This is a genomic window from Streptomyces sp. NPDC001927 (assembly GCF_053594455.1).
Window position 1 is genome coordinate 335,453 of sequence record NZ_JBSFEN010000002.1, and the last position, 12,623, is coordinate 348,075.

Sequence of the window (12,623 nt, forward strand, 5' to 3'; positions counted from 1 at the left end):
CAGGTCGGGAGCGCCGCGCCTGCCGATCCCGTGCCTACGCCACGAGGGCGTACGGAGACCACCGGCGGGCCGCGGCCCGGACAAGATGAGGGGCACGGCCGTGCAGGCCATGCCCGGCGCGCGGCGGCGCACGACCGTCGTTCAGCCCGATGACGAGAGCCGATGGCGGCAGTGCGTCGTTCCGCGACGCGCGCGCCTTCGGCGTCGGGCCGGTTCCCGAAGTCGCCGGGAGTGGCCGGAACAAGAGCCACAGCGCCTCGATGGAGGCGAGCACGGGCTGGGTGTGCCAGAGCAGCCGTTCAGCCACGCCGAGCAGTCGCGCCGTCAGGACGAGCGTGACCAGGTGACCGACGAGGAACGCTTCCGGCGGGGCTCCGGACACGGTTGCGTGCCCCGTCGCCGAAGCCAGTCCGCTGGGTTCCCCGACCACCGCGCACACACCGGGCACTGCGTAGGCCACCTGGTACGCGAGTTGCGCACCGACGAGCGCGGCCAGCAGCTGCGCATCCGAAAGCCGGCGGCGCGAGAGGCCGACCACACCTGCCCCCGCACCGCCCAGCAACACGGCGACGATCATCCACAGGGGTAGATGCCCCTGGGTCAGCAGGTGCCCTGCCATGGGCAGGAGAACGCACACGGCACCGAGGCCCGCCGTCCGGAGCCCCCGCACGAAACCGTGGCTCTGCGCTGCGGGCATCGTCCGGAGCACAGGAGACATCAGTTCAGGGCTTTCGGTCGTTCCGGGGTAGGGGCTGCCCGGCTGGTGCACGTCGTGGATACCGCCCAGCACACTATCCCGCCCGGGGAGCGATGCGGACGACGCCCCTCGTTGAATCTAAGTTTCTAAAGAGATTAGTATTCGCGACCGTCGGGAGCCGTCACACGGTCGGCCGCCCGCCGAGAAGAAGGAGCTCACCGCAGTGGCTTCGCATCGTCGCCCGAAACAACCGACTCAGCGCTACACCGGCGTCCTCACCGTGACCGCCGCAGCGGCTGTGGCCATGTCCACGCAGTCGGCCTCCGCCGACCCACTGCCGGACCCGAACAAGAAGGGCGTCCAGGCGCAGATCGACCGCCTCTACGAATCGGCGACGCAGGCCACGGAGAAGTACAACGGGGCCAAGGAGAAGGCGGACGCTCTCCAGAAGCAGGTGGCGGCCCTCCAGGACGGGGCCGCTCGTCAGCAGGGTGAGCTGAATGAGCTCCGCGACCGGCTGGGCACCGTCGCGGCCGGTCAATACCGGTCGGGCGGCCTTGACCCCGCGCTGCAGCTGTTCCTGTCGGAGGACCCGGACAACTATCTGGAGAAGGCGTCCGCGCTCGACCGGGTCGGCGATCGGCAGTCCGCGCTCCTCAAGCAGTTCCTCTCGCAGCAGCGCGCGCTCAAGCAGCAGCAGCGGGAGGCATCCGAGAAGCTCGGGGACCTCGACTCCACCCAGCGAGAACTCGGCAAGAGGAAGACGGAGATCCAGGGGAAGCTCCGTGAGGCCCAGCGACTGCTCAACACGCTGTCCGCCAAGGAGCGGGCCAAGATCGCGGCCGAGGAGGACCGGGCCAACCGGTCGAGCGCCCGCGTCGAGCTCGGCAACGAGGCCAGCGCCTCGGAACGTGCCGCGGCCGCCTTCAGCGCCGCCCAGAGCCGGGTCGGCATGCCGTACGTGTGGGGGGCGACCGGCCCCAACTCCTTCGACTGCTCCGGGCTCACGTCCTGGGCCTTCCGCCAGGCCGGTGTCTCGATACCCCGGACGTCACAGGCGCAGGCAGGCGTCGGCACGCGGATCAACTCACTGAGCGACCTCAAGCCGGGCGATCTCATCATCATGCGTACCGACCTGAGCCATGTCGGGTTCTACGCGGGCAACGGTCAGATCCTCCACTCCCCCAAGCCCGGTGCGAAGGTCCGGTACGAGTCCATCGCTCGAAGCGGTATGCCCTTCATGTGGGGCGTCCGCATCGGCTGACCTCCGCCCAGGAACGCGTACGACCGGCGCCGGTTCTCCGGTCATGGCGGCGGCCGGCTCGGCGACCGTGCCACACGCAGGCGCGGCCGTGCATCTCGGACGCGGCGAACACAGGACGGCCCGTCTACGATGTGACCGAATCGCGGGCACAGCGGAGAGGAACACGTCCATGCGTCGCCTGGGGGAACTGGAGGCGGAGATCATGGACCGCTTCTGGAGGTGGAACCGGCCGGCGACCGTTCGCGAGATCGTCGACGACATCCAGCTGCATCGGGACATCGCGTACACGACTGTCACGACCGTCACGACCATTCTCTTCCACAAGGGCCATCTCACCCGTACCCGCGACGGCCGGGTCTGGATGTACAAGCCGGCCGCGACGCGCGAAGCGTACGCGGCAGCGCTCATGGAGGACGGTCTGGAGGCGAGCGAGGACCGGAAGGGCGCCCTGGTGCAGTTCGTCGAGAATCTCGACGAGGACGAGATCGCCGCGCTGCGCCAAGCCCTCCGTAGCGTGGGACGACGGGACAAGCCATGACCGCGGCCGCCGCCCTCGTCGCCTACGCGATCGTCGTGGGTGTCGCCGTCCCGCGTCTGATGGTGCGCAGCTCATGGCCGTACCGGGCACCCGCGTTGGGTGCCGCCGTGTGGCTCGCCCTCATGGTGTCCTTCACCCTGGCGACCGCACTCGCCACTTCCCACCTGGCCACGCCCACCGAGCACCTGCATGCCGGACTCGTAGGTCTGCTGCACGCCTGCGGCATTGGCACAGAGGCACCCGCACCCGACCCCAGCACCGCCGACCAACTGGCTCTGGCCATGCCGTTCGCGGTGATCATCGCTTTCGTCGGCTCCTTCTTCTTTCACCTCGCCCGCGCGGCGATGGTGCGCGCCCGGCACCGCGACCGCCTCGACAAGGTGGCCGTACGCTGCGATCGCCTGCGCGCCAGTGTCCTCCCACACGGCACACCGGCGGCCTACTGCCTCCCGGGCTTCCGCTCCCGCGTCGTCGTGAGCGACACGGCCGTGCGGCTGCTCGCCGAGGAACAGCTCGGAGCCGTACTGGAACACGAGCGGGCACACGTCTCGGGCCGCCACCATGTGCTGATCGCGGCAGCGGAGGCGTTCGCCTCCGTCTTCCCCTGGGTCCCGCTCGCGCGCCGGGCACGAGAGCAGATGGCGGTCCTCCTCGAGATGATCGCGGACGACCGGGCGCTTCGAAGCCACTCGGACGAGATGCTCGCCACGGCCTTGTACGAGCTGGCCGCCGGCCGCGTCCCCAAAGGGGCCTTCGCCGCAGGCGGTTCGACCGCTCTCCTCCGCCTGAAGCGCATCCTGGGCCCACGCCCGGCGCCCCACCCGGCCCTGAGGGGCTCGCTCGCCTCCATCGCACTCAGCGCCCCACTGATGCCTCTGCTGCCCCTACTGGTCGCCTGCCCACCCACCGTCTGACCCTGTTGACCGGGCCGGGTGCGGCCTTGTTCGGCTTGGCCACAGCGCGAACAGGCGTCCCTCCAGCTGGCCTTCGACTCCGGGGTGTGTCGTTCTGGCAGTCCGGCACGGCCGGGCCACCAACTCCACACCACCGGGATCCCGTATCGGCCGCCGCCATTTACGTCCCCGCCTCAGTCGCCCAGACGCCGCAGGGTCTGCTGCAGGGAGGCCGCGCCATCGCGAGGGCGATTGTGGGGCAGTTTGGCCAGGACGGCGGCCATGCCGCAGGTGTTGGTCACACCGGAGAAGACCAGTCCGGCGCCGACGGCTCCGGACAGCCAGTGGGCGGGCGTCCAGGCGAGGCCGGCCAGGAAGCCGACGACGACCAGCGCGCCGGCCGCGAGGCGGACCTGGCGGTCCATGGGCCAGACGGCGCGCGCCCCGGCGGGACGCTCGACCTCATGCCCGGCGGCGGCCCAGGCCGCGGTACCGCCCTCCAGGGTGGCGGCGTCGATACCGAGGGCGGCGAGCTGAGCACAGCCCTTCGCGGAGCGTGCCCCGGAGGCGCACACGATGAGCAGCGGCGTACGGGCGGCTGCCGCCTTCAGAACGTCGGCGGCCTGGGCCAGGCGGTCGAGGGGGATGTTGTGTGCGCCTGGCAGATGGCCGGCGGCGTACTCACCGGGGGCGCGGACGTCGATGACGGTGAACTCACCGAAACGTCCGGTGGCCTGGGCGGGAGTCATTGCGGCGGTGGTCACGGAGCGGATGCCTTTCTGGATGGTTCCCCCACGGTAAGATACCCACAGGGGTATACGAGGAGGTTGGTGTGCAACTCGACATGAGCGCCGAGGAGCTGAAGTCGGCGCTGAACCGGCTACGGAGGGCGCAGGGCCAGCTCGCGGGAGTGATCAAGATGATCGAGGAGGGCCGGGACTGCGAGGACGTCGTCACGCAGTTGTCCGCGGTCTCCAAGGCGCTGGACAGGGCTGGATTCTCGATCATCGCGACGGGCCTGCAGCAGTGCATGACCAGCGAGGACCCGGAGGTGCGGGACTCCACGCAGATGCGGGCCCGGTTGGAGAAGCTGTTCTTGTCCCTGGCCTAGAGCCGACGGGCGCGGCCATGGCCGCTTCACAGTGCCACGCCGGCGGTCATCACCGTGGCCACGACCAGCAGCAGGGCGCCGAAGACCCGCTGCAAGGCGGCGGGTGCGACCTTCGCGGCCAGCCGCTTGCCGTCCCACGCGCCCAGGACCGCCGTCGCGATGAACGGCATGATCAGCGCCCAGTCGAGGCCGGCCTCGGTGGTCGCACGCGCGGCGAGGGCGACCAGTGCGTTGGCGATGATGACCAGCAGGCTGGTGCCCACGGCAGCACTCATGGGTACGGCGAGCACGGCCACCAGGGCAGGCGCGACCAGGAAGCCGCCGCCGACCCCGAGGAAGCCGGTCACGGCCCCCAACCCGGCCCCCGCGCCCGCAGCGCGTGGGGCGGACACCTTCGTGTTCTTGGGCGGTGCGCGATGACGCAGCATCCGCAGGCCCGCCAGGACGGCCAGTACCGCGAATGCAAGCGTCAGCATGGTGGCGGGGAGGTGCGCGGACAGCACACCGGCCGCGGCGGCGGGCAGAAGTCCGGCCGCCGCGAACAGAAGCCCGGCCCGCCAGCGCACGTTCCCGGCGCGAGCATGGGCCACCAGGGCGGTGACCGAGGTGACGATCACGATGACCAGGCTGGCGGTCGTCGCCTCGACGGGACTGAAACCGAGCAGGTAGATCAGGGCGGGGACGGTCAGGATGCTGCCACCCGCCCCCAGTGAGCCCAGCGCCAGGCCGACCAGCGCCCCGGCAAGGAGCGCGAGGACGAGCGCGGTCATATGACCGCCCCCGCCTGCCCGTGCGCGCCCTGGATGGGCAGTCCCTCTCCAGCCCAGGCGACCATGCCGCCGCTGACGTCCACGGCTTCCACGCCGCGCCCGGCGAGCAGCCGCGCGGCCTGCCGGGAACGGTTGCCCGATCGACAGATCAGCACCAGGCTGCGCCCGTCCTTGGCGCCGGGCATATCCGCCGCGGCTGCTGCCAGCGTCGACAGCGGCACAGCCAGCGCGCCGGGCGCGTGACCGGCCTCGTATTCGTACGCCTCCCGGACGTCGAGCAGCACGGCCGCACCCTGCCCGACAAGGCGTTGGGCTTGAGATGGGGAAACACAGCCTGGGTCGCTGTGGGAGAAGAGCATCGCGCGCGTTCCTTCGGTTCACCTCGTCTGCCGGGCCGTCGGCGGTCCGGCAGACGAGGCTGGGGAATCAGTTCTGGGCAGCCGTGACCAGCGCGAGACCGGCGTCGGCGGTGGCTGCGTAGCCGTCGTCGATGGCCACCACGTCACGGCCTGCGGCGTCCAGCACCGAGGCGGCGATCGCCGCGCGCATCCCGCCCGCGCAGTGCACCCACACCGTGCCCGCGGGCACCTCGTCCAGGCGCTGGTGGACCTGGTGAATGGGGATGTGCACGCTGCCCTCGATCCAGCCGCCGGCCCGCTCGCCTGCGCGGCGCACATCCAGGACCACGACGTCCTCACCGCGCTCGCGTGCGGCGGCGAGGTCGGCGAACGTCGCCCGCGGGAACGACGCCGGCATGTCCTGTCCGGTGACCCAGTCAGCCGGAGAGCCGACGGCCGCCGCGGCCGGTCGGTCGATGCCCACCCGAACCAGCTCACGCTGAGCGCGGGAGACGTCCTCGACGCTCTCGGCCAGCAGCGTCACCGGCTTGCCCCACGGAATCATCCACGCCAGATAGGTCGCCAGCTGCCCCTCGACCTCGAAGTTGAAGGAACCGGCCACATGGCCCTCGGCGAACGCCACCCGGTTGCGCAGATCGACGACCCACTCGCCCGCCGCCAGACGACGCGCGATCTCGCACGCGTCAGCACACAGCGGTGCGGTCAGGTCCAATGGCGCGGGACCCGCGGCGTTGGCCGGGCCCATGTGCGCGTAGTACGCGGGCACATCGTCCAGTCCGGCCAGCAGCTCCTCGACGAACGTCTCCACGTCCTGAACGAGCGCCGGGTTGGACGCCTTCTCCGCACCGATGGTGCTGCGCGGCCCGCCGGCCTGGTTGGAGGAGCAGAAGCTGCCGAACCCATGGGTGGGCATCACCGCCACCTCATCGTCTAGCTCCGCCGCGAGGCGGTGCGCGGACGCATGCTGGGCCCGGGCCAACGGCTCGGTCAGCCGCGGCTCCACCAGATCCGGCCGCCCGACGCTGCCGATCAGCAGCGACCCGCCCGTGAAGGCGGCCATGGCCCGCCCGTCCTCCTCCAACACGTAGGACGTGTGGTGCGGAGTGTGCCCCGGAGTCGCCACGGCTCGCAGGACGAGGCCCTCGGCAACCTCCTCCACATCCCCGTCGGACACGGGAACCCGCTCGTACGCCACCGACGCCCCCGCAGGGACCAGGTAGCGAGCGCCGGTCAGCCGAGCCAGCTCCAGGCCCCCGGTGACGTAGTCGTTGTGCACGTGCGTCTCCGCGACCACCGCGATCCGCACTCCACGCCGCGCGGCGGCAGCGATCACCCGGTCGATGTCCCGAGGCGGGTCCACCACCACCGCGGCAGCGGCGCCCCCGGCCAGGTAGCTGCGGTTGCCCAGACCTTCGGTCTCAAGGATGTCGGCAAAGAACACGGCATTCTCCCTCGTCACACTTTTACCCCCCGGGGTATCTGGATCCACCGTAACAGAGATACCCAGGGGGGTATTTTCGGAGGTGTGCGACAGCCTCACCTGCGCGGTCCACCCGCAGACGGCAAGGAGGCGCCCCTGAGAGCAGGACAGATCGGCCCCCGTAGACGCCCCTCCCGGGGCCAGCTCGAAAGCAACTCTTCGCCCTCGCCGGGGTGGCGAAGTCGTTCCCACCCATCCGGGCCCGCGACATCCGCAGCGCGCTCACCGAACTCCCCGAGCTCCGGCAGCTGAACGCCGAGGCTGCTTCGTACGGTCCGTCGTGGGGAAGGCGGCCGCGGCGCCGGCGGCGCCTTGGCCGTACCGGGTGCCGTGCCTGCGATCTCGTCGTCGATCTTCACGTAGAGTGCGGTCACGTTGTCTCAAGGTCTGCCGTCACACACGGATCACTGAGGCCCTCGCCGCCTTGGTGGAGCCGAACGTGAGACTTACTCCAGTTCCTCCGCCAACAGGTCCATCTGCAGCCCATCGTGCCAGCTGCCGTCCGGGCCGCGCTCGTACTGCCGCATGATGCCCACCGGGCGGAAGCCGACCTTGCGGTAGCACCGGATGGCGGCCGCATTGTCGGCGGCCGGGTCGATCACCAGTCGGTGGTATCCGTGATCATCGATCAGATGGCGTGCCAGAACGCGAACGGCGTCTGCGCCGAGGCCGCGCCCGTGCACCGCCGGGTCGAGATAGATGTCGATGTTGGCATGCCGGTAGTCCGGCTCGTCCTCGGCGCCCCACTGGATCGCGCCGACCACGCGGCCGCCGTGCTCGACCGTGAAGGTCCGGGCCCCGTGATCTTCAAGGTCCTTGGCCACAGCGGCCGTCAAGTCGTCGCCGCCCCGCCAGCGCGCGTACACCTCAGGCGTGGTTCGGATCGCGGCCAGCGCCGGGATATCGCCCACCGTCGACGGGCGAAGCGTCACCAGGGCTCCGCGCAGGACCGTCCGCATGCCACTGATCATCCCCGACTTCGGATGCACTCGTCCAAGGCGCGCGCGAAGGCGCCGCCTTCGAAGGCTTTCACGACAGCTCAGAAAGGGAGTCCGGACGCCGCCGGCCCGGCCTTCGTCACCGCGTCCCGTCAGCCCTGCTCAGCGCACCCTCCCCCGTGGCTTCAGCGGAGTCGCGGGGAGTTCCGGGGCCGGGAGGGGGGCGCCGTCGTAGCCCTTGACCTCGCCGAAGCGTGTGCCGGTCGCCCAGGCCTCGCGGGCCTCTTCGATGTCCTGTTGCGATCGGCCGATCCAGTTCCAGAACATGACGATCTCCTCCTCGAACGGCTCGCCGCCCAGGAGCATCAGGCCCGCGTCGGAGACGGCGCGGAGGGGGAGTTCGCGGCGGCCGCAGCCGAGGTAGAGCATCGAGCCGGGGAGGACCGGGACGCCGTCGACGTGGGCCTCGCCCGACATCGACAGGACCGCGTACTCGAAGTCCGGGTCCAGGGGGAGGCTCGTCTCCGTGCCCGCCGTCAGGGCGAGATCCGCGCCGATCAGGGGGCTGTACGTCGTGCCGGGCGAGGCGGCGCCGTCGAGTTCGCCGAGGATGACCGTGGCGGTGAGACCGGCGGCGGTGACCTGCGGGAGGTTCGCGTGGTGCTGGAAGTGCGGCTCGACGTGGCGGTGGGCGTCCGGGAGCGCCACCCAGAGCTGGGCGCCGTGCAGATAGCGGGCGTGGGACTTCGGGCTCTCCTCGGAATGGGAGATCGCCCGGCCCGAGGTCATCAGGCCCAGCTCGCGCGGGCGGATCGTCTCCAGGCTGCCCGTGCTGTCGCGGTGCAGGACCTCGCCCTCGTGGAGCCAGCTCACCGTCTGCAGCCCCATGTGCGGGTGCGGCGGGACCTGCATGCCGGGCTCGTCGGCGATGTCGTCGGGGCCGTAGTGATCGACGAAGGCCCAGGCGCCCACCATGCGGCGGCCGAGGTTGGGGAGCAGGCGGCGGACCTCGGTCGACTCGCCGAGCTGGACGTGACGGGGGCTGAGGAGTTCCCGGACCGGCTCGGCGACGACGAAGCCGCGGCCGCCGCAGACGGTCAGGGCGGCCTGACGATCAAGATTGCTCATGACGCTCAACCTATTCCTGTCGGGGTACGACGTGGGTGTGTCTCCACGCCGAAATAGTAGTGGAATGTTCAACTAACCTCAGGCGTTGACGCGAGTGCCATCCCTTCGGGTGGCAGGGTAGGGACGCCACTAGGGAGCGCAAGTGAACGACACGTACTACGAGTTCGGTACGGCCGGCGAGCGCTGGGACCGCGCACAGCTGTTCTTCGAGGCCAAGGAGTACATGACCGCCGCCCGCATCCTGCGCGGGCTCGTCGCCGAGCACCCCGAGCAGAACGCCCAGCGCCTGCTGCTCGCCCGCGCCTACTACCACTCCGCCCAGCTCTCCCGCGCCGAGAGCGAGCTGCGCACCGTCCTCGACCGCGACCCGGTGGAGCACTACGCCCGCCTGATGCTCGGCCGCACCCTCGAGCGCCAGGGCCGCCACGCCGAGGCCGCCCCGCATCTGCGGCTCGCCGCCGCGATGAGCGGCGACCTTCCGGAGTGAGCCCGGGGGCCGTTCTGTAGGCTCCTCGCAGGAGGTGCGGGGCGTGCGTACGGGACCAGTGGGGCGGAGCGACCTCAGAGTGGCGGGTGCCCTCGCGCACCTGCTGCTCGTCGTCGTGCTCGCCCTCGGCGTCTTCGTGATGCACGCGTTCGGCCACCCGGAGGGCGCCTCCGAGAGCGGGGCGGACCGCATGACGCATGCCTCCGCTCCCGCGCACCACGGCAACACCACCGGTACGTCCGGTTCCGAGACCCCCGGCTCCGAAGCCCCCGACTCCGATGCGCACGGGGACATGGCCACGCTCTGCGTGGCCGTCCTCGGCGTGTGGGCCCTCGCCCGGGTCGTCCTCGCCGCCCTCGGGCGGCACCCCGACTGGCTGGTCCGGCTGCTCGACCGGCTCCGGCCGGCGCTGGGGCCGAACGCCCCGCCGCCCATACCTCCCGACCTCGCTCAGCTGTCCGTCCTGCGGATATAGGCCGAATCGCCGCCGCGGGCCGCCTCGTGCTGCCCGCAGATACCGGCTTCAGCCCTTCCGACAGCACAGCACTCACACAGCACACGAGGTGTCCACAGACATGTCCGACTACCCCAACGCCCGCAAGCTCGCGGTCCGCGGCGCGGGCGCCGTCACCGCCGTCGTCGTCGCCGGTCTGCTGCTCTCCGGCTGCGGTACCGCGCCGGAGCCCGACGCGGCCGCCAAGCCGTCCGCGTCCAGCACCGATCGCGCGTTCAACGACGCCGACGTCGCGTTCGCCCAGGCGATGATCCCGCACCACCAGCAGGCCCTGGAGATGGCGCGGCTCGCCGACGGCCGGGCCGAGGACGCCGGCGTCAAGAAGATCGTCGCCGACGTCGAGAAGGCCCAGGACCCGGAGATCCGCACCATGCGGGGCTGGCTCAAGGCCTGGGGCAAGCCCGAGGCCCCCGAAGGCTCCGCAGCCTCCGGTGGGCACGGCGGTCACGGCGGTGGCGGCGAAGGCGCCGGCTCCATGGCCGGGATGATGTCCGAGCAGGACATGAAGGCTCTCGCGGCCCTGCGCGGCAAGGCCTTCGACCGGAAGTTCGCCGAGCTGATGATCGCCCACCACGAGGGCGCGGTCGAGATGGCCGAGGCGGAGCGGAAGAACGGTCGCGACGCCACGGCCCGGAAGCTCGCCGATGACGTCGTACGCACCCAGTCCGCCGAGATCACCGAGCTGAAGAAGATCCTCGGCCGGCTCTGACCCCGGTGCCGACCCGGCGGGCTCCCGTGTCCCGGGGGCCCGCCGGTACCCACGCGCGCGTGCGGGGGCTCAGGCGCCCACGCGCGCGTGGACCACCTCACCGCCGACCACGACCACCTCGGCCACCGTGCCGGGGATCTCCTCCGGGTCGATGCGGAGGATGTCGCGCGAGAGCACGACGAAGTCCGCGAGCTTGCCCACGGTCAGCGAACCCCGCTCCTCCTCGAGGAAGTTGGCGTACGCCGACCCCATCGTGTAGCCCTCGACGGCGGTCGCGACGTCGATCGTCTCCTCCGGCGTCCAGGCCTCTCCCCCACCGTTCAGCGCCCGCCGGGTGACGGCGGTGTAGATGCCGACCATGGGGTCCATCTCGGCGACGTTCCAGTCGCTGGAGAGGGCGAGGACCGCGCCGGCGGCGTGCAGGCTGCGCAGGGGCCAGGCCTTGTGCCAGCGGTCGGGGCCGATGTTCTCGGCCCAGTCCTGGCCGGGGCCCGCGATGTCGGGGGCGGCGTGGCGGGGCTGCATGCAGGCGACGACGCCGAGTTCGGCGAAGCGCGGGGTGTCGGCCGGGTCGAGGCACTCGACGTGGACGACCTGGTGGCGGGCGTCACGCGGGCCGTTGACGGTACGGGCGCGGGCGACGGCGTCGAGGACCGTACGGATGCCCCGGTCGCCGGTGGCGTGCACGAAGCACTGGAAGCCGCGCGCGTCGAGACCGGTGAGCAGGTCGGCGAATTCCTCCGGCGGGTAGAAGGTGTCCCCGCGGTGGTGGCCGCAGCCGGCGTACGGCTCGAGGAGCGCGGCCGTACGGGGTTCGACGACGTCGTCGATGTACAGCTTGAGCGGGCCGACCCGCAGCCGGTCGTCGGCGAACTCCTTGGCCGCCGCCTCGAATTCGTCCAGTTCGGCCTCGGTGGTGCCGCGCGGGTGGAACAGGGCGGCGACAATCCGCGAGCGGAGCCGGCCCTCGGCGCGGGCGCGCGTGAACAGGGCGAGGTCGTCCAGGGAGTTCTGCGGTTCGACGACCGTGGTGATGCCGTACGCGACGGCGTCGTCGAGGGACTTGGCGAGCCTGCCGTACTGGCGGTCGGGCGAGGCCCACGGCACGCCGAGTTCCCGCAGGGCGCGGTGACCGGCACGGGAGAGGCCCTTGATGGCGAAGTCCTTGACGAATCCGGTGGGTTCACCGGTCTCGGGGTCGGTGACGGCGGTGCCGAAGGGCAGGTCGGTCCGGTCGCGGGTGACGTCGAGTACGCGCAGGGCCGCGGTGTTGAGCCAGGCGGTGTGCACGTCGTAGCTGAGGACGAGGGCGGGGGTGTCGCCGGTGACGGGGTCGAGGTCGGCTGCGGTGGGCATGCGGCCGCCGGGGATCGCGGAGTAGTCGAAGGCCTCGGCCTCGATCCACAGGGCGTCGGGGTGGGCCGCCCGCCACGCGCGGATCCGCTCGTGGATCGCGTCGAGGGTACGGGCACCGGCGAGTTGGACGCAGGCGTCGTCGGAGCCGAGCCGTACGTGGTTGTGGGCGTCGATGAAGCCGGGCAGGACCAGGCGGGCCCCCGCGTCGACGACCGTGGTGTCGGGTCCGGTCCAGCGCGCGGCCTCCGCGTCGGACCCGAGCCAGACGATGCGTCCGTCGCGCACGGCGAGCGCCTCGGCCTCGGGCAGACGGGGGTCGACGGTGTGGATCCTGGCCCCGGTGAGGACGAGGTCGGCGGGGGTGGGGGTCGTGGTCATG

15 protein-coding genes are annotated in these 12,623 nt (G+C 71.3%); 7 read left to right on the top strand and 8 right to left on the bottom strand.

Annotated features, from left to right (window positions below):
• Positions 1–34: 34 nt before the first annotated feature.
• Complete coding sequence (locus tag ACWCO8_RS06090; protein WP_451031157.1) at positions 35–577, bottom strand: hypothetical protein; 543 nt, start codon at positions 575–577, stop codon at positions 35–37.
• A gap of 343 nt (positions 578–920) precedes the next feature.
• Between ACWCO8_RS06090 and ACWCO8_RS06095 the strand changes: the two genes are divergently transcribed.
• The 3 genes from ACWCO8_RS06095 (at position 921) to ACWCO8_RS06105 (ending at position 3,413) form a co-directional block, all read left to right on the top strand.
• Positions 921–1,961 (top strand): C40 family peptidase, encoded by a 1,041-nt coding sequence (locus ACWCO8_RS06095; RefSeq protein ID WP_451031158.1) that lies wholly within the window; start codon positions 921–923, stop codon positions 1,959–1,961.
• Between the two features lie 169 nt (positions 1,962–2,130).
• Positions 2,131–2,499 (top strand): BlaI/MecI/CopY family transcriptional regulator, encoded by a 369-nt coding sequence (locus ACWCO8_RS06100; protein ID WP_451031159.1) that lies wholly within the window; start codon positions 2,131–2,133, stop codon positions 2,497–2,499.
• On the top strand, positions 2,496–3,413 hold the full coding sequence (locus tag ACWCO8_RS06105; RefSeq protein ID WP_451031160.1) for a M56 family metallopeptidase: 918 nt from the start codon (positions 2,496–2,498) through the stop codon (positions 3,411–3,413). Before ACWCO8_RS06100 ends, ACWCO8_RS06105 begins: the two co-directional genes overlap by 4 nt.
• Before the next feature lie 173 nt (positions 3,414–3,586).
• Here the strand turns inward: ACWCO8_RS06105 and ACWCO8_RS06110 are convergent, their stop codons facing one another.
• Positions 3,587–4,141 (bottom strand): rhodanese-like domain-containing protein, encoded by a 555-nt coding sequence (locus ACWCO8_RS06110; RefSeq protein WP_451031435.1) that lies wholly within the window; start codon positions 4,139–4,141, stop codon positions 3,587–3,589.
• An 83-nt stretch (positions 4,142–4,224) separates the two neighbouring features.
• Here ACWCO8_RS06110 and ACWCO8_RS06115 point away from each other — a divergent pair, with 83 nt between their 5' ends.
• Entirely contained in the window at positions 4,225–4,503 is a 279-nt protein-coding gene (locus ACWCO8_RS06115) for a metal-sensitive transcriptional regulator (protein WP_451031161.1), read from the top strand.
• A 26-nt stretch (positions 4,504–4,529) separates the two neighbouring features.
• Here ACWCO8_RS06115 and ACWCO8_RS06120 read toward each other — a convergent pair whose 3' ends face one another.
• The 5 genes from ACWCO8_RS06120 to ACWCO8_RS06140 all read right to left on the bottom strand — a co-directional run bounded on the left by ACWCO8_RS06120 (position 4,530) and on the right by ACWCO8_RS06140 (position 9,178).
• On the bottom strand, positions 4,530–5,273 hold the full coding sequence (locus tag ACWCO8_RS06120) for a sulfite exporter TauE/SafE family protein (RefSeq protein WP_451031162.1): 744 nt from the start codon (positions 5,271–5,273) through the stop codon (positions 4,530–4,532).
• Positions 5,270–5,557, bottom strand: coding sequence for a rhodanese-like domain-containing protein (locus ACWCO8_RS06125; protein ID WP_451031163.1), 288 nt, complete (start codon positions 5,555–5,557; stop codon positions 5,270–5,272). Before ACWCO8_RS06125 ends, ACWCO8_RS06120 begins: the two co-directional genes overlap by 4 nt.
• 142 nt (positions 5,558–5,699) lie before the next feature.
• Complete coding sequence (locus tag ACWCO8_RS06130; RefSeq protein ID WP_451031164.1) at positions 5,700–7,073, bottom strand: MBL fold metallo-hydrolase; 1,374 nt, start codon at positions 7,071–7,073, stop codon at positions 5,700–5,702.
• 485 nt (positions 7,074–7,558) lie between these two features.
• Positions 7,559–8,071 (bottom strand): GNAT family N-acetyltransferase, encoded by a 513-nt coding sequence (locus ACWCO8_RS06135; RefSeq protein ID WP_451031165.1) that lies wholly within the window; start codon positions 8,069–8,071, stop codon positions 7,559–7,561.
• Between the two features lie 141 nt (positions 8,072–8,212).
• Complete coding sequence (locus ACWCO8_RS06140; RefSeq protein WP_451031166.1) at positions 8,213–9,178, bottom strand: pirin family protein; 966 nt, start codon at positions 9,176–9,178, stop codon at positions 8,213–8,215.
• 142 nt (positions 9,179–9,320) lie between these two features.
• On the opposite strand from ACWCO8_RS06140, the gene ACWCO8_RS06145 reads away from it, so the two are divergent.
• From ACWCO8_RS06145 to ACWCO8_RS06155, 3 genes are all read left to right on the top strand, one after another.
• Positions 9,321–9,665, top strand: coding sequence for a tetratricopeptide repeat protein (locus ACWCO8_RS06145; protein ID WP_451031167.1), 345 nt, complete (start codon positions 9,321–9,323; stop codon positions 9,663–9,665).
• A gap of 43 nt (positions 9,666–9,708) precedes the next feature.
• Positions 9,709–10,140 carry a DUF6153 family protein gene (locus ACWCO8_RS06150; RefSeq protein ID WP_451031168.1) on the top strand — a complete coding sequence of 144 codons (432 nt, stop codon included), beginning with the start codon at positions 9,709–9,711 and terminating at the stop codon, positions 10,138–10,140.
• Positions 10,141–10,240: 100 nt separating this feature from the next.
• Entirely contained in the window at positions 10,241–10,888 is a 648-nt protein-coding gene (locus ACWCO8_RS06155) for a DUF305 domain-containing protein (protein WP_451031169.1), read from the top strand.
• A 69-nt stretch (positions 10,889–10,957) separates the two neighbouring features.
• On the opposite strand, the gene ACWCO8_RS06160 is transcribed toward ACWCO8_RS06155, so the two are convergent.
• Positions 10,958–12,622, bottom strand: a complete 1,665-nt coding sequence (locus ACWCO8_RS06160) for an amidohydrolase (protein WP_451031170.1) — start codon at positions 12,620–12,622, stop codon at positions 10,958–10,960.
• Position 12,623 lies beyond the last annotated feature (1 nt).

Coding starts and splice junctions, on each gene's coding strand:
- ACWCO8_RS06090 (WP_451031157.1), bottom strand. CDS start 577: ATGATCGTCGCCGTGTTGCTGGGCGGTGCGGGGGCAGGTGTGGTCGGC.
- ACWCO8_RS06100 (WP_451031159.1), top strand. CDS start 2,131: ATGCGTCGCCTGGGGGAACTGGAGGCGGAGATCATGGACCGCTTCTGG.
- ACWCO8_RS06105 (WP_451031160.1), top strand. CDS start 2,496: ATGACCGCGGCCGCCGCCCTCGTCGCCTACGCGATCGTCGTGGGTGTC.
- ACWCO8_RS06110 (WP_451031435.1), bottom strand. CDS start 4,141: ATGACTCCCGCCCAGGCCACCGGACGTTTCGGTGAGTTCACCGTCATC.
- ACWCO8_RS06120 (WP_451031162.1), bottom strand. CDS start 5,273: ATGACCGCGCTCGTCCTCGCGCTCCTTGCCGGGGCGCTGGTCGGCCTG.
- ACWCO8_RS06135 (WP_451031165.1), bottom strand. CDS start 8,071: ATGCGGACGGTCCTGCGCGGAGCCCTGGTGACGCTTCGCCCGTCGACG.
- ACWCO8_RS06140 (WP_451031166.1), bottom strand. CDS start 9,178: ATGAGCAATCTTGATCGTCAGGCCGCCCTGACCGTCTGCGGCGGCCGC.
- ACWCO8_RS06155 (WP_451031169.1), top strand. CDS start 10,241: ATGTCCGACTACCCCAACGCCCGCAAGCTCGCGGTCCGCGGCGCGGGC.
- ACWCO8_RS06160 (WP_451031170.1), bottom strand. CDS start 12,622: ATGACCACGACCCCCACCCCCGCCGACCTCGTCCTCACCGGGGCCAGG.